16 protein-coding genes and 1 pseudogene are annotated in these 20,744 nt (G+C 67.6%); 7 read left to right on the top strand and 10 right to left on the bottom strand.

All coding sequences use genetic code 11. From position 1 onward, the window contains the following. Positions 1-37 precede the first annotated feature (37 nt). Complete coding sequence (locus BFF94_RS34990; protein ID WP_128841894.1) at positions 38-1,108, bottom strand: VOC family protein; 1,071 nt, start codon at positions 1,106-1,108, stop codon at positions 38-40. A gap of 12 nt (positions 1,109-1,120) precedes the next feature. After that, complete coding sequence (locus BFF94_RS34985) at positions 1,121-1,369, bottom strand: hypothetical protein (RefSeq protein WP_246637483.1); 249 nt, start codon at positions 1,367-1,369, stop codon at positions 1,121-1,123. Positions 1,370-1,578: 209 nt separating this feature from the next. Here BFF94_RS34985 and BFF94_RS34980 point away from each other — a divergent pair, with 209 nt between their 5' ends. Further along, on the top strand, positions 1,579-2,331 hold the full coding sequence (locus BFF94_RS34980; RefSeq protein ID WP_128841893.1) for a TetR/AcrR family transcriptional regulator: 753 nt from the start codon (positions 1,579-1,581) through the stop codon (positions 2,329-2,331). A gap of 130 nt (positions 2,332-2,461) precedes the next feature. Here the strand turns inward: BFF94_RS34980 and BFF94_RS34975 are convergent, their stop codons facing one another. The 7 genes from BFF94_RS34975 to BFF94_RS34945 all read right to left on the bottom strand — a co-directional run bounded on the left by BFF94_RS34975 (position 2,462) and on the right by BFF94_RS34945 (position 12,735). Continuing rightward, entirely contained in the window at positions 2,462-3,193 is a 732-nt protein-coding gene (locus tag BFF94_RS34975) for a TetR/AcrR family transcriptional regulator (protein ID WP_281426435.1), read from the bottom strand. Beyond that, positions 3,190-3,891 carry a PqiC family protein gene (locus BFF94_RS34970; RefSeq protein WP_219140383.1) on the bottom strand — a complete coding sequence of 234 codons (702 nt, stop codon included), beginning with the start codon at positions 3,889-3,891 and terminating at the stop codon, positions 3,190-3,192. The genes BFF94_RS34975 and BFF94_RS34970 overlap by 4 nt, the downstream gene beginning before the upstream one ends. Beyond that, positions 3,888-5,483: a PqiB family protein gene (locus BFF94_RS34965; RefSeq protein WP_128848335.1), complete on the bottom strand. Its 1,596-nt coding sequence runs from the start codon at positions 5,481-5,483 to the stop codon at positions 3,888-3,890. The genes BFF94_RS34970 and BFF94_RS34965 overlap by 4 nt, the downstream gene beginning before the upstream one ends. A gap of 40 nt (positions 5,484-5,523) precedes the next feature. Then, entirely contained in the window at positions 5,524-6,897 is a 1,374-nt protein-coding gene (locus BFF94_RS34960; RefSeq protein ID WP_219140382.1) for a paraquat-inducible protein A, read from the bottom strand. A gap of 140 nt (positions 6,898-7,037) precedes the next feature. Continuing rightward, a complete protein-coding gene (locus BFF94_RS34955; RefSeq protein ID WP_219140381.1) occupies positions 7,038-8,504 on the bottom strand; it encodes an efflux transporter outer membrane subunit in 1,467 nt (488 codons plus the stop codon). Then, positions 8,501-11,674, bottom strand: a complete 3,174-nt coding sequence (locus BFF94_RS34950) for an efflux RND transporter permease subunit (protein WP_128848461.1) — start codon at positions 11,672-11,674, stop codon at positions 8,501-8,503. Before BFF94_RS34950 ends, BFF94_RS34955 begins: the two co-directional genes overlap by 4 nt. Next, positions 11,671-12,735: an efflux RND transporter periplasmic adaptor subunit gene (locus BFF94_RS34945; RefSeq protein ID WP_372454367.1), complete on the bottom strand. Its 1,065-nt coding sequence runs from the start codon at positions 12,733-12,735 to the stop codon at positions 11,671-11,673. The genes BFF94_RS34950 and BFF94_RS34945 overlap by 4 nt, the downstream gene beginning before the upstream one ends. Before the next feature lie 673 nt (positions 12,736-13,408). Here BFF94_RS34945 and BFF94_RS34940 point away from each other — a divergent pair. Then, positions 13,409-14,038, top strand: a complete 630-nt coding sequence (locus tag BFF94_RS34940) for a TetR/AcrR family transcriptional regulator (RefSeq protein WP_372454366.1) — start codon at positions 13,409-13,411, stop codon at positions 14,036-14,038. Positions 14,039-14,142: 104 nt separating this feature from the next. On the opposite strand, the pseudogene BFF94_RS34935 reads toward BFF94_RS34940, so the two are convergent. Then, positions 14,143-14,260 (bottom strand): annotated as a pseudogene (locus BFF94_RS34935) (carbonic anhydrase); the annotation flags it as partial. A gap of 396 nt (positions 14,261-14,656) precedes the next feature. On the opposite strand from BFF94_RS34935, the gene BFF94_RS34930 reads away from it, so the two are divergent. From BFF94_RS34930 to BFF94_RS34910, 5 genes are all read left to right on the top strand, one after another. Next, positions 14,657-15,748 carry a triacylglycerol lipase gene (locus BFF94_RS34930; RefSeq protein ID WP_128848453.1) on the top strand — a complete coding sequence of 364 codons (1,092 nt, stop codon included), beginning with the start codon at positions 14,657-14,659 and terminating at the stop codon, positions 15,746-15,748. Positions 15,749-15,751: 3 nt separating this feature from the next. Continuing rightward, positions 15,752-16,795 (top strand): lipase secretion chaperone, encoded by a 1,044-nt coding sequence (locus BFF94_RS34925; RefSeq protein ID WP_128848450.1) that lies wholly within the window; start codon positions 15,752-15,754, stop codon positions 16,793-16,795. Positions 16,796-17,369: 574 nt separating this feature from the next. Next, positions 17,370-18,872, top strand: coding sequence for an MFS transporter (locus BFF94_RS34920; RefSeq protein WP_128848448.1), 1,503 nt, complete (start codon positions 17,370-17,372; stop codon positions 18,870-18,872). A 9-nt stretch (positions 18,873-18,881) separates the two neighbouring features. Further along, positions 18,882-19,469 carry a hydrolase gene (locus tag BFF94_RS34915; protein ID WP_128848445.1) on the top strand — a complete coding sequence of 196 codons (588 nt, stop codon included), beginning with the start codon at positions 18,882-18,884 and terminating at the stop codon, positions 19,467-19,469. 57 nt (positions 19,470-19,526) lie between these two features. Continuing rightward, positions 19,527-20,690, top strand: a complete 1,164-nt coding sequence (locus tag BFF94_RS34910; protein WP_164497765.1) for a quinone oxidoreductase family protein — start codon at positions 19,527-19,529, stop codon at positions 20,688-20,690. The last annotated feature ends 54 nt before the right edge of the window (positions 20,691-20,744 follow it).

The raw sequence follows: 20,744 nt of genomic DNA, 5'->3' as shown, positions 1-20,744 counted from the left end.
GAATGGATCTCTCGTGAGTCGAACAGGCGGTTGGGGATCAGGCGAACAGCTTCGCCAAGGTCAGCAGCTTGCTCAGCGTCAGATCGGGACTGCGGCGCAGGTTGCGAAACAGCGCCGCGAGGCTCGACGGCGTGAACCGGGGCTTCGTGAAGCTGCGCGGCATCGTCGGGCCCCACTGCGCCATCGCTTCGCGGCTGACCGCGTGCACGCCCGTCGGCTCGTCGGCCGTGAACAGGTCGCCGTCGCAATAATGTTCGTGCTTGTCGCCCCACGGGTCCTGCCAGTAGTCGAAGATCTGGCTACCGAGAATGTGTCGGCCGATGCCCCACGCATGCGTCCACCCGCTGTCGCGGAGCATGCGCTGGCCCATGCCGACGGCATCGGCGTCGACCAGTTCGTACGCGCTGTGGCTATAAGTCGGCACGAACCCTTGGGCGAGCGCGAGCGTATGGTGATCGGCCGGCCTGTCGCCCAGATCGAGCCGCATGAATGCAACCGCGGGGGAGCCGTCCGGCAGCACCTGGACATCGCTGGGAATGAACCCGAAATGCTGCGTGTACCACGCGCAGGTTTCCTGGTAGTCGGCGAGCTCGAGCACGACGTGCCCGAGCCGAATGACTTCGGGGGCGCTCGCCGGCGGCCGCTGCGTCTCGTTGATTCGCACGGGCGCGTCGACCGAGTTGAACGGGAGCGCAGCGCGATGCGGCAGCGTGTCGGCCCGTGTCTGGCCCGCAATCGCGTCGACCCGAAAGCCTGACGGATCGGTGAGGCGCACCCGGTGGCCGCCACCGGGCCAATCCGATGCCTCGACCTTCGACGCGCCAGGGACGCCGGCGAGCGCCTCCAGATCGGCCCGACTGTCGACCTGCAAGCCGAAGCCGACGAAGCGGGCCTTCGGCGCGTGGCGAACGACATAACAGAAGTGTGCCGTGCCCGTTGCGCGCAGCAGCAATTGCGTGTCATCGCGCAGCACCGTTCGAAGACCGAAGTCGTTGAGAAAGTGCTCGGCCTCGTGGAGGTCCGGACGATCGAAGATCAGATACGCGAGTGCCGATGCCTTCGTCGTGGGGTGAGGATGTCGAGCCGGCTGTGTGGTAGTCAGTTTCATGGCGGATGGCAGTCAGGCAGGTCGAATGGCAATCGCGAAGGCAGGCGCCGTCGCATCGAGGGGCTTTCCGCGCAACGGCAGGCATGCCATCGCACCGTCGTACGACATGTCAGGCCGGCCCATGAACGTCGCGAGGTCGATCGTCGCTTTCGCATGGGGGCGATGCGCGTCGTCGCGGGTACCGTCGCTGGCCGGCAAATGGCCCGTGGCGGCTCGGGCCGGCCCGAATCCTGCGACCCGTTCGCCGAGCGTCGCAGGCAACCCGCACGCCGGCGACGGGAGCGGATTGTCGTGAATGGACGCGCTGGCGCCCGTGTGCAGATGTGTCTCCACCGTTTCTCCATTCGTCTTTCGATTGGTTCTCGAGGCCTTGTTCCGCCGTCTTTTATGACATTAAAATCATAGATGATAGTTTTGTCAATGTAGACATTTGAATCTATACTTGGGCACGAACAAGGATCAGAAACGTCATGCCGAATACACCGAACCGCCGGACCCCAAAGCGCGCCGCTCCGGAAGCAGCCAATCCCGTGGTCGCGGCCGCCGAAGAGCGCGAGCCGCGCGGCGCGCGCCGCAAGCGGGAGACCCGTGCCCGCCTGCTGGACGCCGCGCTCAGGCTGATGGCGGAGAAGGGGATGGAAGGCGTCGCCATCAACGAGATCACCGAGGCCGCCGACGTCGGCTTCGGCTCGTTCTACAACCACTTCGAATCGAAGGAGGCGATCTACGCCACCCTCGTGGAATCAGTATTCGAGGAGTTCGCGGATTCGCTCGATCGCTTGGCCAGCGGCTTGTCCGACCCGGCGGAAATCATTTCCGTGTCGGTGCGACATACGCTGATGCGCGCGCGGCGCGAGCCGGTGTGGGGACACTTCCTGATACGCGAGGGTTTTTCGGCGCGGGTCCTGACGCTTGGCCTGGGCCAGCGCCTGCTGCGGGACATCGAGCGCGGCATCGCCGAAAAACGCTTCGTGGTCGCCGACCCGTTCATCGGCTTCCTTTCGGTAGGCGGTACGGTGCTGACCTCAATTGCGGCCGAGCTCAACTTCGTCGCGCCGGGCGCGCCGGCGGCCGGTGTGCTGAAGGAACTCGGCTTCAGCGGAGAACATTTTCCGGAGCGCACGGCGGCAACACTCCTGCATACGCTGGGGCTCAAGCGCGCGGAAGCCGAGAAGATCGCAAGCCGGCCGCTGCCGGTCGTGGAAGCGGCCGAGACGGCGTAGTGACGCAGCGGGGTGACGCATCCCCCTGCCAGGCCCGGGTGGGTCAATTGCGGATGAACGGCAACACGGCAGCTTGGGCCGAGATGTGGCGGATTTTTAGCGAATCCCGGCCGGGTGGCTCTTTCTTACGCTACGCCGGATCGTCGCGCCGGGCATCCCGCACGCCGGCGCTCAGCAGCGCGACGCCGAGCACGGCCGCCCACCCGGTCGCGGACGGCATCCGATCGGCGGCGCCCGCCGCGCCGCTTGCCGTCTCCGGTAGCGCAACCGGTTCGGTGTGCAGGCAGTCGACGATGTGCCGAAACCCGGCATCGCGCAGCGCGTACAGATGGACCTCGACCCACAGCGGGAAACATTCCCAGCCGGCGGCAATGTCCGCGTAGTCGGCTGCGGTGCAGGAGCCGCCGCTCTCCCGCGCTGCCAGCCGAACTTTCGTGATCATTCGATCATGGTCGCGGCGAAGGATCTCGATCAACAGCTCGCGCTTGTGTTCGAAGTGCGCATAGAACGCGCCGCGCGTGTACCCGGCGCCCTCGGCGATCTGTTCGACGCTCGTATCGGCAAAGCCTTTCGCGATGAATAGCGCGCGAGCGGTGGCGACGAGCCGTTCGCGGGTGTCGAGCCTGCGTTGCTCGCGCGTGAGTCGGGCGGGTTTCATCGTGGGTTGTCCATGCAGGTGGAAATGAGCGAAGCGGCGCAACGCCGCGCCGCGCGAAACGCCGGATCGACGCGGGAACGGCGGTGCGCCGCTTCGCTTTTCGTCGGGACGATTTCGTCCAACGATGTCGCTTGATCGTGCAAGGGCACCGGCGCGAGGCCGGTCGCCCGACCCGACCGGGCGCGTTTTCGCGGCCCGATTCAATCGACGAGCGGCTCCGGCGCGCCGCGCTCGACGGCGGGTGGCGCGATCCGTCGGTCGAGTGCTGCCGCGCGGCATCCTGCTGGCGGCGGCGCGTGCGTGGCCGCCGCGCGAATGCCCGCGGCGATGCCGAGCGCGAGCGTGTCGAGCGCATGGCGATGCGCGTCGACGAGCGCGTCGTAGCCCGCCGACGCACCGGCCTGAACGATGCTGCGGCACATCAGTGCCGGCTGTCCGGAGCCGGCGCCCACACTCCATGTCGCATCGAGCAGCACGTGCGACGCCGGCCACGATTCGACACGCTGGACGTCCACGGCGACCCGATAGATCGGCGTGTCATCCGGATGGGCGACGCGGTGAACGTCGATCGTGTTCAGCCGGGACGTGACGCGCGTCGACAGTCCGCCGCGCATCTCGTCGCCGAGCGGTGAAACCCAGCGCTCCTGTTCCAGGATGTCGACCCGTTCGGGGCCGCGCTGCACCGCGAGCCGGCTGCCGTCCGCCGGCGCCGCGACGTGCACGGTCTGCATGTCGATCAGCCATGCGGGACGCGAGGCGCCGGTTTCGCCGCCCGCGCCGTCCGCCATCCCGAGCGTATGGTAGTGAACGGGCGAGGACGCGCAGGCGCTCAGCACGGCCAGTGCGACGCACGTCGCGATGCGGATCGGCATCCGGATCGTGCGAAACAAATGCGGCGTCATTGCGATTCCCCTTTCTTGCCGAAGAGCAGCGCTTCCGGATGCCGCTCGAGATAGTCGGCCAGCGTATTGAGCGACTGGAGCGTATGCGTGAGCGATTGCATCGCGTCATGAACGTCCGATTGCATCGGCGAATCCTGCCGTAGCGTCGCCTGCGCGGCGTCGAACGTGCGCTGCGCCGCCGCCAGCGTGTCGCGCGCCTGCGGCACGACCTGCTCGTCGAGGTGTCCGAACAGCTGATTCGCATGCTCGAGCGCACCGTTCAGACTGTTGCCGATCTGGTCGAACGGAACCTTATCGAGCTTCCGTGCGATGTCGGCGAGCTGCACCTGCAGTTCGTCGAGCGTGTTCGGCACGGTCGGCAGCTCGACCGGCGTGCGACGCACGTCCACACTCGCGCGCGGCGCCTTCGGGAACATGTCGAGCGCCACGTACAGCTGGCCCGTGAGCAGGCTGCCGGTGCGCAACTGCCCGCGCAGCCCCTGCAGCACCAGGTGCTCGAGCAGTTCGTGGCCGCCGGCCGTATCGGGTGCGGGCAGCGCCGTATCGGAGTGCCGGCTCAGTCGTGACGGGTACAGCGCCATCGTGACCTTCATGCTGAAACTGCGCGAGTGCTCGTTGTACTCGATGCCGATGTTCGTGACCTGGCCGAGCGCGATGCCGCGCAAGTCGACCGGCGCGCCGACGGACAGCCCGCGCAGCGACTGGTCGAAGCGCATGACGACCATCAGCGGCGCACCGTCGGGGTCGCGCATCGCGTCGGTTTCGTCGGGCGCAAGCTGGAACGACGCGTTGTCGGCCGCCGGCGGAGCATCGGGCTGCCCGGGCGGCGCCTGAAACGCGAGACCGCCGACGATCACCGTCGCCAGCGACTGCGTGTTCAGCTTCAGGCCGCTCGAATCGAGCCGCAGATCCACGCCGCTTGCGTGCCACCAGCGCGTGTTGGTGCCGACGTATTTGTCGTATGGCGCCTTCACGAACGCCTGCACGTCGACGCCGGTGCCGTCCTTGCCGAGCGAGAAGCCGACCACCTGGCCGACCTGCAGGTGCCGGTAGAACACCGGCGAGCCGATGTCGATCGAGCCGAGCGAATCGCCGTGCAGCAGGTAGCGGTGGCCCTGCTGGTCCGCGGTGACGGCAGGCGGCGTCTCGAGGCCGGTGAAGTCGGTCTGCTCGTGCGGCGAGCGGCCGAGGTCCGCGCCGATGTACGCGCCGGAGAGCAGCGTGCCGAGCCCGGAGATTCCGGTGGCGCCGACCCGCGGCCGAACGACCCAGAATCGCGTATCGCGGTTCGCGAACCGCGCGGCTTCCTTGGTGAGCTGGATGCGCACGACCACGCGCTTGAAGTCGGGCGTGAGCGTGATGGCCTGCACCGAGCCGATATCGACGTCCTTGTAACGGACCTTGGTCTTGCCGGCTTCGAGGCCCTCTGCGTTCGCGAACGTGACGGTGATCGTCGGGCCGGTCGCGGCAACGCTGCGGAACACGAGCGACAGCCCGATCAGCGCGCACACGAGCGGCACGATCCAGACGAGGGACGGGATCCAGCGGCTGCGCGGCCGGATCTCGGGTTCAGGTAAATCGAGGGAAGGCATCTTGTGAATAGTCGTAGAGTTGCGACGGGCTTGCGCCCGTTCAGGATCGAGGGCCGGCGGCAGAACGCTGCGTGCCGTCCCAGATGAGTCGCGGATCGAACTGCATCGACGCGCACATGGTGAGCACGACCACGGCGCCGAACGCCAGCGCGCCGGGGCCGGGCGTGATCTCGGCGAACGACCCGAAATGCACGAGCGCGATCGTCAGCGCGACGACGAATACGTCGAGCATCGACCAGCGGCCCACGCGCTCGACCAGCCGATGGAGCCGTGCCCGTTCGAGCGGGCGCCATTGCGCGCCGCGATGCACGGCGATCGCCTGCAACGCGAGAATCGCGAGCTTGAGCATCGGCACGAGCACGCTCGCGACGAACACGACGACGGCGAGCGGCCAGTCGCCGGACGTCCAGAAGTACGCGACGCCGCCGAGAATGGTGTCGTCCTCGGCGCGGCCGAACGACGTCGCATGCATGATGGGCAGCAGGTTCGCCGGAATGTAGAGCAGCGCGGCCGCGATGACGAGCGCGCCCGTGCGGGCGGCGCTGCGCGGGCGACGTTCGTGCAGCGCCGACCCGCAGCGCATGCAGCGCTCGCCGTCGGCCCCGGCATGCGGCCGCTGCACGCGTCCGCACGTATGACAGGCGACCAGTCCCGCGGCGCGGGCCGTGACGCTTGCCGGCCGGCGGTGCCCGGTCGCGCCGGTCGCGTCCGTTGCGTCCGTTGCGTCGGGCGCCACCGGTGCCGCGCGTCGCAGCGTGTGCGGCCGGCGCGACGCCGCGGCGCGCGTACCGCCGCCGCGCAGCGCGACGATTTCGTCGCGCGCTTCCCACAGGCCGCCCGGGTCGAACGACGCGAGAAAGCCGAGCATCACGGTGAGGGCGCCGAACGCAAACAGCGCGGGGCCCGGTATCACGTGCGCGACGCTCGTCATCTTGACGATCGTGACCAAGATGCCGAGCAGGAACACCTCGACCATGCTCCAAGGGCGCAGCCGCTGCATGTTGCGCAGGACCGGCACGAAGCAGGGCGGTACACGGCCCGTGCGCAACGGGATGAGCACGTACAGCCATGCGGCGAGTTCCAGCAGCGGGAACAGCATCGTCGTGCAGAGCACGATCGCCGCCACGGCCGGCTGCCCGTGCAAGCGCAACGCGGCCACCGCGTCGGCCAGCGTCGCATGCGACGCGATGCCGGCAGCATCGAGCGCGACGATGGGAAAGGCCTGCGCGATGAAGACCGTGAACAGCGCGGCGAGCGCGATCGCGCACCGCCGGTCGAGCGCCCGGCGGCCGTGCGCCGCGCCGCCCACGCGGGCGCGGCACCTCGGGCAGTGCGCCGCCAGCGCGCGCAGGCGCGGTGGACGCTGAAACAGCAGGTCGCATTCGTGGCAGGCGACCAGGTTTTCGGGTTTCATCGGGAATCAATCATGCGGGGTAAGGGAGGGCTCGACGCTGCGGTACTCGCGGTGCGCCGGGCGTCGAGCGTCGAGCGTCGAGGTCCGGGCCGGCACCGGCCGAACGGCACGCGCGGCCGACCCGTCGACGCAAGCAGCCGTCATTGCCGGGCCGCGACCACCGTGCGGGTGTCGGGCGGCAGCTCGCCCATCGCTTGCAGCAGTGCCGCCGTATCGGTCATTCGGCGGCTCGCGGCACGCACCGCGTCGAGCTCCGCGTTCAGGTATTGCTGCTCGCTCGCCTGTTGCGCGGACACCGGAACGGCGCCCAGCGTGCGGCGCTGCACCGTTTCGTCGAAAGCCATGCCTGCGGCGCGTGCCGCGAGTTCGTTCGCGGCCAGCGTTTGCGCGTCGTTGTCCAGCGCGGCGAGCGAATCCGCGACGTCGCCGAACGCGGACAGCACCGCCGCCTTATACTGAAGCACCGCCGCGTCGTACGAATCGAGCGACGCCCGCCGATGGGCCAGCAGCGCGCCGCCATGGAAGATCGGCTGCGACAGGCCTGCGCCGACTGCCCATAGCCCGCCCGCACCCGACAACAGGGCCGGCCAGCTGAAGCCGCCGCGTCCCATCGTCGCGGTCAGCGACAGGCTCGGGAACAACTGCGCGGTCGCCTCGCCGACGTCGGCCGATGCGGCCTTCACGGCGGCTTCGGCCGCGCGGATGTCTGGGCGGGCCTTCAACAGGTCGGACGGCACGACGACGGGCACGTGCTCCGGCAGCGACAGGCTGGCGAATGCGGGGATCGGCGGCGGCGCGTCGGGCGTGCGGCCCAGCAGGATCGCGAGCGAGTGAACGGCGCTCGCGCGTTGCTGGCGCAGCGGCGGCAGCGTCGCGGCAAGCGACGCCGCGCCCTGCGTCGACGTCAGCGCTTGCACGTGGGACACCGCACCGAGCGCGTAGCGCTGCTGGTTGTCGAGCGCGGACGCTTCGGCGACGGCGACCAGGCGCTCGGTCAGCAGGATCTGGCGGTTGAGCGCCGCGGCGCCGATCGCGGTGCCGACGATGTTGGCCGCCAGCGCTCGCCGCGCCGCTTCGAGTTCGCAACCGCGCACGTCGACGCGTGCGGCGCTCGCCGCGTTCGCATACCGCGTGGCGCCGAACAGGTCGAAGGTGTAATGCGCCTGGAGCTGTCCGACGAACACGTTGTAGCGCAGGCTTTGCGCGCCCGCGCCGGAAATGTCCGGCGTGCGCGTGCGTGCGGCCTGCGCATTCGCGTCGATCGACGGCAGCGTCGATGCGCCGACCTGCGCGCGCAGTTCCTGCTGCGCGGCGGCGAGCGTCTTTTCCGTCGCGGCCAGCGTCGGGTTGGCGCGCAGGCCTTCGTCGACCAGCGCGTCGAGCGCGCTGGAGCGATACAGCCGCCACCATTGCGGGACGGGCGCGGCGCCTACTTCGAATTGCTGCGCGACGCCCGCCGCTTCGGCGGTCCGCTGCGGCTGCGGCGTCTCGCCGTAGTGCGCCGGCGACGGCATCGCGGGCGGCGTGCTGCTCGGGGCCATCGCGCAGCCGGACAGGCCGAGCGCCGCGGTTGCGGCGAGCGCCGCAGTCATACGGGTAAGTTTCATTGACATGTCTCCGGGGACGCGACGGCCGTGGCGGTCGATTCGCGTTCGTCGCCTCGCACCTTGAAGCACGTCGCATAAAGGGCGGGCAGGAAGAAGATGGTCAGTACCGTCGCGATCGTGATGCCGCCCATCAGCGCCGTGGCCATCGGGCCGAAGAAGCCCGAGCGCAGCAGCGGAATCAGCGCGAGCACGGCCGCGGCGGCGGTCAGCATGATCGGCCGGAAGCGCCGCACGGTCGCACTCACGATCGCGGTGAAGCGCGGCTGTCCGGCTGCGATGTCCTGGTCGATCTGATCGACCAGGATCACGGAGTTGCGCATGATGATCCCGAACATCGCGATCACGCCGAGCAGCGCGACGAAGCCGAACGGCTTGCCGAACAGCAGCAGCGCGGCGACTACGCCGATCAGCCCGAGCGGCGCGGTCAGCACGACGATGAAGGTGCGCGAGAAGCGCTTGAGCTGAATCATCAGCAGCGTGAGCACCGCGATGATCATCAGCGGCATCTGCGCGTTGATGGACGTCTGGCCCTTCATGCTTTCCTCCGCTGCGCCGCCGATCTCGATCCCGTAGCCGACCGGGAGCGTCGCGCGCGATATCGCCAGCGCGCCGTCGATATCGCGCGTCACGCCGATGCTCGCCGCGTCGCCGCGCACGTCGGCCTGCACGGTGATCGTCGGCTGGCGGTCGCGTTCCCAGATCACGCCGTATTCGAGCGTGTCGCGCACGTGGCCGATCGAGCCGAGCGGCACCGGGCCGTGCGGCGTCGGAATCGCGAGGCCCGCGATCTTCGACGGGTCGATGCGCTCGCTCTTCGGCGCCCGCAGGTCGACGTCGATCAGTTTGTCGCGCTCGCGATATTGCGTGACCGTGTAGCCGGACAGCGTCATCGCGAGGAAGCCCGACACGTCTTCCGACGTCACGCCGAGCTGGCGCGCCTTGAGCTGGTCGATTTCGAACGATACCGACCGTTCGGCCGGCTCGTCCCAGTCGAACTGCACGTTGCGTGTGCGCGAGTCGGCGCGCACCTTGTCGGCGACCTTGTCGGCGATCGCGCGCACGGTCGCGATATCGTCGCCGCTCACGCGGAACTTGATCGGGAAGCCGACCGGCGGCCCGTTTTCGAGCCGCGCCACACGCGTGCGCACGGTCGGGAAACGGGTCGCGAGCGTCGACTCGAGCCAGTGCGACAGCCGGTCGCGCGCGTCGACGTCCTTCGCCGTGATGACGAACTGCGCGAAGTTCGGCTGCTGAAGCTGCTGATCGAGCGGCAGATAGAAGCGCGGCGCACCGGTGCCGACGAAGTCGACGACGTGATCGATTTCGGGCCGGCCATCGAGCGCCTTCTCGAGCCGCGTGGCCTCGCGCAGCGTCGCGTCGAACGACGCGCCTTCCGGCAAGCGCATGTCGACCAGCAGTTCGGGGCGCTCCGAGTTCGGGAAGAACTGCTGCGGCACGCGCGTGAAGGCGGCCATCGCGATCGCGAACAGCACGGCCGTCACGCCGAGCACGACCCAGCGGCGTTCGATGCACGTCGAGATCCAGCCGGACAGGCGCCGGTAGAAGCCCGTGTCGTACACGTCCTGCCCGTGCGCATGGCCGTCGTGATGCTTGAGCTCGGGCAGCATGTGGTAGCCGAGCAGCGGCACCAGCACGACGGCCGCGAACCACGACACGATCAGTGCAATGGCCGACACCTCGAAGATCGACCGCGTGTATTCGCCGGTGCTCGACTTCGCGAGCGCGATCGGCAGGAAGCCCGATACCGTCACGAGCGTTCCCGTCAGCATCGGGAACGCCGTGCTCGTGTACGCGAACGCCGCCGCGCGGGTTCGCGTCCAGCCCTGCTCGAGCTTCACCGCCATCATTTCGACGGCGATGATCGCATCGTCCACCAGCAGCCCGAGCGCGAGCACCAGCGTGCCCAGCGACACCTTGTCGAGCCCGATGCCGAACACATGCATGCACAGCGCGGTCACGGCCAGCACGATCGGAATCGTGATGACGACCACCATCCCGGTGCGCAAGCCGAGCGATACAAGGCTGACCACGAGCACAATGGCGACGGCTTCGCCCACTGCCTCGACGAAGTCGTCCACCGAGTGCTTGACCGCGTGCGGCATGCTCGACACCGCGCTCAGCTTCACGCCGGCCGGCAGGCCTGCCTGGAGTTCGGCGGTCCTGGCGTCGAGCGCCTTGCCGAGATCGATCACGTCGCCGCCTTTTTGCATCGTCACGCCGATGCCGAGCACGGCATGGCCGTTCGTGCGCATCTGCGTGACCGGCGGATCGTCGTAGCCGCGCGTGATCTTCGCGACGTCGCCGAGCCGGAACGTGCGGCCGTTCACGGTGATCAGCATGTCCGCGAGCGCCTGCGTGTCCTTGAACGCGCCGGTGGGCCGCACGAACACGCGATCGTCGGCCGTCGTGATCGTGCCGACCGGCGCGACGGTATTCTGCGCGTCGATCGCTTGCGCGAGCTGTTGCGGCGTGATCGCGAGCCGGGTCAGCTGCGTATTCGAGATCTCGACGAAGACGTGCTGGTCGGGGTCGCCGAAGTAGTCGACCTTCGCGACGCCGGGCACGCGCAGCAGCACCGCGCGCAGCTTGTCCGCGTAATCGTGCAGTTGCGCCGGCGAGTAGCCGTCACCTTCGAGCGCATAGATGTTCGTATAGACGTCGCCGAATTCGTCGTTGAAGAACGGACCGACCGTTCCCTTCGGCAGCGTCGAGCGAATGTCGCCGACCTTCTTGCGCACCTGATACCAGGTTTCCGGCACCTGGTTGACCGGTGCCGAATCCTTCATCGCGAAGAAGATCATCGACTCGCCGGGGCGCGAGTAGCTCTTGATGTTGTCGACGTACGGCGCGGCCTGAAGCTGGCGGCCGATCCGGTCGGTGACTTGCTCCTGCACTTCGCGGGCGGTGGCGCCCGGCCAGTAGGTCTGGATCACCATCGTGCGGAACGTGAACGGCGGATCCTCGGACTGTGCGAGGCGCGTATAGCCGATCACGCCGAAGATCGTCGCAAGGCCGATCAGGAAGATCACCAGTTGCTGATGCTTGAGCGCCCATGAGGACAGATTGAAGCGACGGTCGTCGCCCGGGCCGGCGTCGGTCCGCGCATCGTGTGCGCCGTCCGGCGAGTGCCGATGTTCTGGGGCATTCATGACGGGAAGTCCTCCGCGTGCAGCGGCGGCACGGGGCGCACGTGCTCGCCGGCGCTGACCGTATGGACGCCTTGCATCACGACGCGCTCGTCGCTCGCGAGCCCCGAGGTGACGGACACCGTGCGTTCGTCGTAGCGTCCGATCGACACCGGGCGCAGTTCCAGCGTGTCGCTGCCCTTGCGGACGACCCAGACCGCCGGCGCTTCACCGCGGTGAAAGAGCGCGGTGGCCGGCAGCGTGATCACGTGGTCGGCGGCGGCTTCGGCGGTAGCGTCGAACGCAACGCTTGCGGTCATGCCCGAGCGGACGTCCGACCCCGGCGCGATCAGCGTCAGCTTCACGCGCCACGTGCGGCTCTGCGGATCGGCCGCTGCCGCGATTTCGCGCACGCGTGCGTCGATGGCCTTGCCCGGCAGTGCCGTCAGGCTGACGTGCGCGATGCGGCCGACCGCGAGATCGCGCAGGTCGCGCTCCGAGACGTCGCACACGATGTCGAGATCGCCGCTCCAGTCGAGATGAAACACCGCTTGGCCGGGCTCGACGTTCTGCCCGGTACTGGCGTCTTCCGACGTGATGACACCGTCGTGATCCGTGACCAGCGTGGCATAGCGAAGATGATCGCCGGCGAGCCCCATTTGCGCGAGCGCGGAATCGCGTTGCGCGAGCGCCGACGTATAAGCGTCCTGCGTTGTCTCGAGCTGCGCGGGAGCGATCAGGTTGGCCTGGGCCTGCGCGCGGTCGCGATCCAGTTGCTGTTTCGCGTAGACGACGCGATGCTCGGCGGCATCGAGCTGTGCACGGGCATTCAGCAGCGTGTTGTGCAGATCGGCCGGATCAAGCATCGCGAGTGCCTGGCCTGCCTTGACGGTGTCGCCGATTCGCACGCGCCGCTCGACGATCTTGCCGCCGACCCGGAACGACAGCGGCGTCGAATAGCGTGCCTGGACCTGCGCGGGCAGCACGCGCTGCACGGCGTCGTTATCCGCATGAACCGCCAGCGCGACCACCGGTTGCAATTCGGGCGCGGGGGCCGGGTGCGAGTGGCAAGCCGTCAGAAGAATCGCACAGCAGGCGAAGACGATCGGCGCCCGCCGAACAAACAGGCGCGTTTCAGTCCGCGCGTTAAGACTGGGTGATTTCACGATGTTTCCAAGACAAGTGAGGGGCCAACTGAAAAAGATTCGGCGACCACGGCGGGGCGCCCGGTTTGCGCAAGCGCGCTCCGGCTTCGCCGCCGACGACGCTCCTGCAGATAAATCAGTACTCCAATGTTTGTGCTGCAAATCGTCCCGGTTGCCGGCATACCGATGCCCATGCACCGCGAAGGCCGCCGACCTGCCGACGGATCGGTCGCTTCGACGGCGCGGCCGGCCGACAGAACCGGGCGACGCCTCACATCGCCGTCGCCCGGTGTCCGCGCGCGGCGCACGACGGAACAACGAACCGGCGGCAACGGCTTGCACGGGCCGTGGACGCGCTGGCGTTGCCTGCTACCGCGCATCGGACCCCGTGCCGGCACAGGAACCCTGTGCCGCTGTTTTCGAGATTAGACTCATAACTGATAATGTTGTCAAGTATGAGCCAACAATCTAAAATTGCGGCATGCAGAAAATTCTTTCGAACAGGGGAGACGCGCTCATGGACCGAACGGTCGGGCCCCGTCGCCCGAACGCCTCCGGCGGGGAAGCGGAGCCTCGCCAACCGCGCGGAGCTCGCCGCAAGCAGCAGACGCGCATGCGTTTGCTGCAGGCGGCGTTCAGGCTGATGGCGGAAAAGGGGAGGGATAACGTGGCGATCAGCGAGATCACCGAGGCCGCGGATGTGGGGTTCGGCTCGTTCTACTACCACTTCGAATCGAAGGACGGCATCTTCGCCGCGCTGACGGAGTGGGTGTTCGACGATTTCGCGGATGGGCTCGAGCGTCTCGCGAGCGGCTTGTCGGATCCCGCCGAGGTCATCTCCGTATGCGTGCGCCACACGCTCATGCGAGCGCGCCGCGAGCGCCTCTGGGGCCGCTTCCTGATGCGGGAGGGCTTCTCGGTGCGAGCGCTCGATCACGGGCTGGGCAAGCGTTTGCAACGGGACAGCGAGCGCGGAATCGCGGCACGCCGATTTGTCGTCGGCGATCCGCTCATGAGCGTGCTCGCGATGACGGGGACGATTCTCGCGGTGATCGCGGCGGAGTTTCATTCGGCCGACCAGGCCGAGGGCGGAAGCAGGGAGCGGGCGGACGAGGCGGGCGGTTTTCCCGAGCGTGCCGCCGCGGTGGTATTGCAGGCGCTCGGCCTGACGCGCGTCGAGGCGCAGGACGTCGCGAATCGACCGCTACCGCCGGGCGATTTTGCCGCGGCGGGAGGCGGTTGAGCGGCGGTAGGCGCCGACGCACGTCGGGCCGCTCGGGTCACGTAACGAAGGCGGCAACGCTACCGTGTCCGGTAGCGAGCGCGCGGCCGGACTCAACTCAGCCGGCAGATCACGATGCCGCGCACGCCGAGGACGGCCACCGCGTGTTCGACCGTGGCCGATACGCCGCCAGGTTCCGGCCCATAAGACGGCGATGTTGCCCGCGTTGCGGATCACGGTGAGTGGATGAACGGGAGTGGTTTGGCGTGCGCACGCTCGGCCTTTCTTGTACGCATGACGATGTTGAGTGGGTGTAACGGCTGAGATCGCAAGGCATCGAGGAGGGGCGATGGATGTAGCGGTCGATGCGCCCGCTGTCAACTGACTGGAGCACCCTGTCTAACTATCCGCGCAGATTTGTCGAATGTGATTCACTTCGCGTGCTGGTGCGAAAACGTTCGTTTGTGTTCGTTTGTGTTCGTTTTCGGGTATCGGTGCGTGTCGTGCCAAACCGTCGAGGCCGGTATGGCCGACACCGCGTGCGGGCGACGCTTCAGTGCCGGAAGCGTCGCTGCATCAGCGATTTTCGCATCCTCATCCTCGAGCAATTGATATGCACTTAAAAAATGGAGAGCAAAGATGAGCAGATCGATACGAGCGAAGGCAGCGGCGGCCGTGGTCGCATTCGCAATGAACGCGGCCCCCGCCGCGAGTGTTGGAACCTTTCTGTCGCTGGCCGGCGTGCACGCCGCGTCCGCCGCGACGACCGCCGTCGACGATTATGCGGCGACCAAGTACCCGATCATTCTCGTGCACGGGCTGACCGGCACCGACAAGTATGGTGGCGTCGTCGAGTACTGGTATCACATTCCGGAGGATCTGCAGGCGCACGGCGCGAAGGTATACGTTGCCAATCTGTCCGGCTTTCAGAGCGACGATGGCCCGAACGGGCGCGGCGAGCAATTGCTTGCCTACGTGAAGCAGGTGCTCGCCGCGACGGGCGCGCAGAAAGTGAATCTGATCGGCCATAGCCAGGGCGGCTTGACATCGCGTTATGTTGCATCTGTTGCGCCGGAACTGGTCGCATCGGTGACGACGATCAGCACGCCGCACTGGGGCTCGCAATTCGCGGACTTCGTCCAGCAACTATTGCAGACGGATCCGACCGGCCTGTCGTCGGCCGTGTTCAGCGCGTTCGCGAATGCGCTCGGCACGTTGACGAGCAGCAACCTCAATTCGAACCAGGATGCGATGCAGGCGTTGTCGGTGCTGACGACAGCGAAGGCCGCCGCATACAACCAGAAATTTCCGAGCGCAGGCCTTGGTGCGCCGGATTCGTGTCGGACGGGCGCGTCAACCGAGACGGTGAGCGGCAATACGCACCTGCTTTATTCATGGGGCGGCACGGCGATCCAGCCGACAACGACGGTGGCCGGTGTGACGGGTGCCGTCGATACGAGCGTGAGCGGGCTGACCGATCCGGCGAACGTGCTTAATCCTGCAACGCTGGCGCTGCTCGGCAGCGGTACGGTGATGGTCAATCGCGGCTCCGGTCCGAACGACGGCGTCGTGTCGCAATGCAGCGCGCTGTTTGGCCAGGTGCTTGGCACGTATCACTGGAATCACACCGATGCGATCAACCAGATTCTCGGCGTGCTTGGCGCGAATGTGGAGGATCCGGTTGCGGCGATCCGCACGCATGCGAACCGGCTGAAAACTCAAGGCGTGTAACCGATGGCAGGTAGCAAGAGCGGCATCGCGCGACGCGTCGCGCTTTACGGGGTAGCGGGCGTCGTTGCGGCCGGCGCTGCCTGGTATGGGATCAGCGCCCGGAACGCGCGCGACGCCGGCATGTCCGGTGTCGCGCCTGCCGGGGCCGTGTCGTCCGCGCCGGTGGGCGGCACGGCGGCGAGCACCGTGCCCGGTTTCAGCGCCAGCGGGCTGCCCCCGGCACTCGCTGGCTCGACTGCGCCGCGCCTGCCGCTCGATGCGCACGGCCATCTCGCCAAGGTCGTGGCGGTGCGTGGCTTCTTCGACTATTTCCTGACCGCGCAAAACCAGTTGCGCCCCGCGGAACTCGATGCACTCGTCGTGCGCGCGATTGCCGCGCAGCTCGACGGGACGGTTGCGCAACGCGAGGCGCTCGACGTCTGGCAGCGCTACCGCGCGTATTTCGCCGAACTGGCGAAGCTGCCGGGCGGCGGCGCCGTGGACAACAAGCTCGACCTCCCGGCACTGCAGCTTGCGCTCGACCAGCGCGCGACGATCGCGAGCCGCACGCTCGGCGACTGGAGCGAGCCGTTCTTCGGCGCCGAGCAGAAGCTGCAGCGCTACGATCTCGCGCGATGGAAGATCATCCGCGATCCGTCGCTGACGGAAGACCAGAAGGCGGCAGGTCTTGCCGCGCTCGAGCAGCAACTGCCGGCCGATCAGCGCGCCGAGCTGGAACAACAGAAGGCGCAGGACAACGCGATCGCGCAGATCGACAAAGTGCGGCAATCGAACGCGACGCCTGATGAAATGCGCGCGCAGCTCGCGCAAACGCTCGGGCCGGAGGCTGCCGAGCGCGTCGTGAAGATGCAGCAGGCGGACAACGCGTGGCATGCGAAGTACAACGAATATGCGGCGCAGCGCGCGCAGATCGATGCGCAGAACCTGTCGACACAGGATCGCGATGCGCAGATCGCGCAGTTGCGACAGCGCTACTTTACGGAGCCGGGCGAGGCGCTGCGTGCGGCATCGCTCGATCGTGGCAGCGTGTCGACGCGCACGCAATAGATCCGGGCGCGATCGCGCGGAGCGTCGTGCATCGAGCGATTGCCGCAACGCGTCGTCGATAACGGCCACCAGCGCGTGGTCTATCGGTGCTTCAGCGCGGTCCGCACTTCATCGCAGAACGGCTCACGACGCGTATGCGATCGCGCATACGGTCGCATCAGTAAGTCGCGAACGCGCCAGGATCCCGTCCTGCGAGCGCAGGCCGGCACCGATCTCGATGGCCCGGCACTCGCGGGCGGAATGCCGGTCTAGAGCCATCGCTCTGAATCCCCGCTGCACTGCCGCAGAAAACAGTCGTCAGCCGGTGGACTCACACGGGGCAAATCATTTCGTACGCAAGCGGCAAGATTCGTCGCGCTCCCGGGACATGCCCGTCCGGCAAGGGGCACGGCTTGTTTGCCGACATCATTCCCCGGCTTGCCGAGGCCACGCTCGAGCATCCGGTTCGCGATCTGCATTCAAGCGACGAATGTGTGCATCGCAACAATCCATTTCATTCACGGCAATCGTAACGGTAAGGTGAACGCACGTTCTAATTTGATCGAGCGATGCGAATCCACCACGTGACGATGCCATGAAAACGAACCACGATCGACCTGCGCAAGCGACACCTTCGTCCCCCGGCGTCACGCCGGCAGGCGGCGGCAATGCGCACGCGGCGGGCCTGCGCCTGCCGACCCGGCTGGTGGGCCCGATCGTGCTCGGCACGCTGCTCAACGCGCTGAACTCGTCGATGATCGCGGTCGCGCTCGTTAGCATCCAGCAAGCGTTCAACCCGCAGGGTGCGGCGCATGAACGCATCGACACGATGTGGCTCGTGTCGGGCCTCTATCTCGCGACGGCCGTCGGCCAGCCGACGATGGGGCGGCTCGCCGATCGGTTCGGCGCGAAGCGGATCTTCTGCATCGGCCTCGCGATCGTATTGATCGCGTCCGCGCTCGCGCCGTTCGCGCCGTCGCTCGGGTGGCTGATCGCGTCGCGCGTCGCGCTCGGCATCGGCACGTCCGCCGCGTATCCGGCCGGCATGGCGATGATCCGCACGTGGTCGCAGCGGCACGCGAACGGCGCGACGCCGACGGGTGGCCTCGGCGCGATTTCGGTCGCGGCGCAGGTGGCCGTCGCGTTCGGGCCGCCGCTCGGCGGCGCGCTCGTGCAGTTCGCCGGCTGGCGCGCGATCTTCTGGATCAACGTGCCGATCGTGCTGATCGCCTTCGTGCTGGCGTGGCTGTGGATTCCGGCCGACGTCGTCCCGCGCGGCGCGCAGGAGCGCCGCACGCCGCGGGGCACGCTGAAGGAGCTGGACCTGCCGGGCGTTGCGCTCTTCATCCTGACGCTCGCGAGCCTGCTGCTGTTCCTGCAATCGGTATCGCACGAGCCCGACTGGCTGCTGCTCGTCGCGACGCTGGTTCTGTGCCCGTTGCTGGTCCGGCGCGAGCGGCTGGCCGCGACGCCGCTGATCGACATCCGCATGCTGAGCGACAACCGTGCGCTCACGAGCACGTACCTGCGCTGCGTCGGCACCTACGCGGTGTTCTACGCGATCTTCTATGCGCTGCCGATGTGGCTGCAGGAGGCCAAGCGCCTGTCTGCCGCCGACGCCGGCCTCGTGATGCTGCCGATCGCCGGCGTCGGCACGGTGGCGACGATGCTCGCGACCCGCCTCGCGCACCGTCACGGCTCGCGGCCGGTGCTGATCATCGGCTCCGCGATGCTGTGCGTCGGCAGCGTCGTGATGAGTCTCCTCACGAGCAGCATGCCGGTCTGGTCGATCGTGCTGCTGTCGATCGTGTTCGGCGTGCCGAACGGCTTCAACAATCTCGGCAACCAGGCGGCGCTCTACCAGAGCGCGCCGCACGACCGGATCGGCACGGCCGCGGGGCTGTACCGCACCGCGCAGTATGTCGGCGGCAGCCTGTCGTTTGCGCTCGTCGGGCTGGCGCTCGGCCATCCGGCGAGCGATCGCGGCCTGCGCGAGCTGGCCATCGTCCTGGCGGTCATCAGCGTGCTGCTGCTGCTCAACGCGGCATCGAGCCGGCACCTGGATGCCGCCGCTTCTTCCCTCCCCCAACAGAAGTGAGGTTTCTACATGTCCATTCCGACGCTCAATCGCACGGTCGCCCTGGTCGCCATCGATCTGCAGAACGGCATCGTGTCGCTGCCGGTCGTGCCCTACACCGGCGCGCAGGTCGTGGCGAAGACGGTCGAGCTCGCGACCGCGTTCCGCGCGCTGCAGCTTCCCGTCATCTACGTGCACACGAGCTACCAGCCGGACGGCGGCGTTGCGCTGAAGGTCAAGACGGACGCGCCGTCGGCGCCACCGAATCTCGATCCCGAATGGAGCGCGTTCGCGCCGGCGCTCGGCGTGCAGCCGTCCGACATCGTCGTGACGAAGCACCAGTGGGGCGCGTTCACCGGCACCGACCTTGACGTGCAACTGCGCCGGCGCGGCATCACGGACATCGTGCTGACCGGGATCGCGACCAACATCGGCGTCGAATCGACGGCGCGCCAGGCATACGAGAACAACTACAACGTCGTCGTCGTCAGCGACGCGGTCAGCACGTCGTCCACCGACGCGCAGGCCTTCGCGCTGACGCAGATCTTTCCGAAGCTCGGGCAGGTCGCCGCGACGGTTGACGTGGAGGCGGCACTGGAGCAGGCGTATTCGCGCTGAACGAAGCGGCGGGTTCGGCGTGCACATTCAAACAGAGTCATTTACCGAGGCATGACGATGATCAAGACCGATGCATGGGTTCTCTACGCAGGACCGGAACCGAGCAGGAAGCAGGCGCCCGTGGCGGGCGAGCTGCGTCGCGAGACCTTCGAATTCTCCGATCTGGAAACCGACGAGGTGCTGGTCGAGCCGCTGTACGGATCGTGGGAAGCGAACCTCGACCACGCGCTGTCGCGCAATCCGGTCGACATCTGCCGGCAGCGCCGCGAGGACAAGATCGTGCTCGGCAACGGCGCGCTGGTGCGCATCGTCGAGCGCGGCAGCGGCGTGAAGGCGCTGAAGGAGGGCGAGATCTGCATGGTGATGCCGTTCGGCAAGCGCGACGAAAACGGGTTCGCCGAGCTCGTCTATGCGTACGACGCGCCGGGCACGATCGGCGTGATGGCGCAGCGGACCAAGATGCGCGCCGACAACCTCGTGGCGGTGCCGACGGACAGCCGCCATTCGCTGCTGCAATGGGCGACGTACGGCCGCTACTTCACCGCGTGGGACAACTGGAAGGTGGCGTCGGCGTGCTGGCGCTCGCAGTTGCGGGACGTCGATCCGGCTGACTACCTGGTGTTCGGCTGGGGCGGCGGCACGACGCTCGCCGAGCTGCAGCTCGCGAAGCGCGAGGGTTTTCGCGTCGCGATGACGGCGAGCAACGACCGGCGCCTCGAGGAGCTCGCGAAGCTCGGCATCACGCCGGTCGATCGACGCAAGTTCCCGAATCTCGCGTATGACGACGAGCGCTACAAGACCGATCCCGAGTACCAGGCGAGCTATCGGGAGTCGGAGCGCGTGTTCGCGGAGACGATCGCGGAACTGAGCGGCGGCCGTGGCGTCGCGATCTTCCTCGACAACCTCGGCGGCGCACTGTATCGCGCGACGACGCGTGTGGTCGGCCGCACCGGCATCATCGCGACGGTCGGCTGGAAGACCGGGATGCGCCTGTGGAACCTGCGCGCGACGGAATGCATCAACCGCCGCCTGCACATCCACACGCATGCGTGGCGCTACGACGACAGCATCACGATCCGCGACTTCCAGGAAAAGAGCGGCTGGATCGGCCAGGAGCCGACCGAGATCTTCGATTTCGACGAGGTGCCGAAGCTCGCGTCCGACTACCTGAACGGGAAGATCCAGACGTATTTCCCGATCTACCGGATCAACGCCGTCTGAGCGGCAGGTCGCGCGCCGCGCCCGCATCGCTGCACGATGATTAGTCATGCAGAC

The sequence above is a fragment of the Burkholderia catarinensis genome, assembly GCF_001883705.2.
GTDB classification, from domain to species: Bacteria; Pseudomonadota; Gammaproteobacteria; order Burkholderiales; family Burkholderiaceae; genus Burkholderia; species Burkholderia catarinensis.
This window is presented reverse-complemented; position numbering and strand designations above follow the sequence as displayed.

Coding starts and splice junctions, on each gene's coding strand:
- BFF94_RS34920 (WP_128848448.1), top strand. CDS start 17,370: ATGAAAACGAACCACGATCGACCTGCGCAAGCGACACCTTCGTCCCCC.
- BFF94_RS34940 (WP_372454366.1), top strand. CDS start 13,409: ATGCGTTTGCTGCAGGCGGCGTTCAGGCTGATGGCGGAAAAGGGGAGG.
- BFF94_RS34955 (WP_219140381.1), bottom strand. CDS start 8,504: ATGAAACTTACCCGTATGACTGCGGCGCTCGCCGCAACCGCGGCGCTC.
- BFF94_RS34970 (WP_219140383.1), bottom strand. CDS start 3,891: ATGACGCCGCATTTGTTTCGCACGATCCGGATGCCGATCCGCATCGCG.
- BFF94_RS34910 (WP_164497765.1), top strand. CDS start 19,527: ATGATCAAGACCGATGCATGGGTTCTCTACGCAGGACCGGAACCGAGC.
- BFF94_RS34980 (WP_128841893.1), top strand. CDS start 1,579: ATGCCGAATACACCGAACCGCCGGACCCCAAAGCGCGCCGCTCCGGAA.
- BFF94_RS34930 (WP_128848453.1), top strand. CDS start 14,657: ATGAGCAGATCGATACGAGCGAAGGCAGCGGCGGCCGTGGTCGCATTC.
- BFF94_RS34960 (WP_219140382.1), bottom strand. CDS start 6,897: ATGAAACCCGAAAACCTGGTCGCCTGCCACGAATGCGACCTGCTGTTT.
- BFF94_RS34950 (WP_128848461.1), bottom strand. CDS start 11,674: ATGAATGCCCCAGAACATCGGCACTCGCCGGACGGCGCACACGATGCG.
- BFF94_RS34915 (WP_128848445.1), top strand. CDS start 18,882: ATGTCCATTCCGACGCTCAATCGCACGGTCGCCCTGGTCGCCATCGAT.
- BFF94_RS34925 (WP_128848450.1), top strand. CDS start 15,752: ATGGCAGGTAGCAAGAGCGGCATCGCGCGACGCGTCGCGCTTTACGGG.
- BFF94_RS34965 (WP_128848335.1), bottom strand. CDS start 5,483: ATGCCTTCCCTCGATTTACCTGAACCCGAGATCCGGCCGCGCAGCCGC.
- BFF94_RS34990 (WP_128841894.1), bottom strand. CDS start 1,108: ATGAAACTGACTACCACACAGCCGGCTCGACATCCTCACCCCACGACG.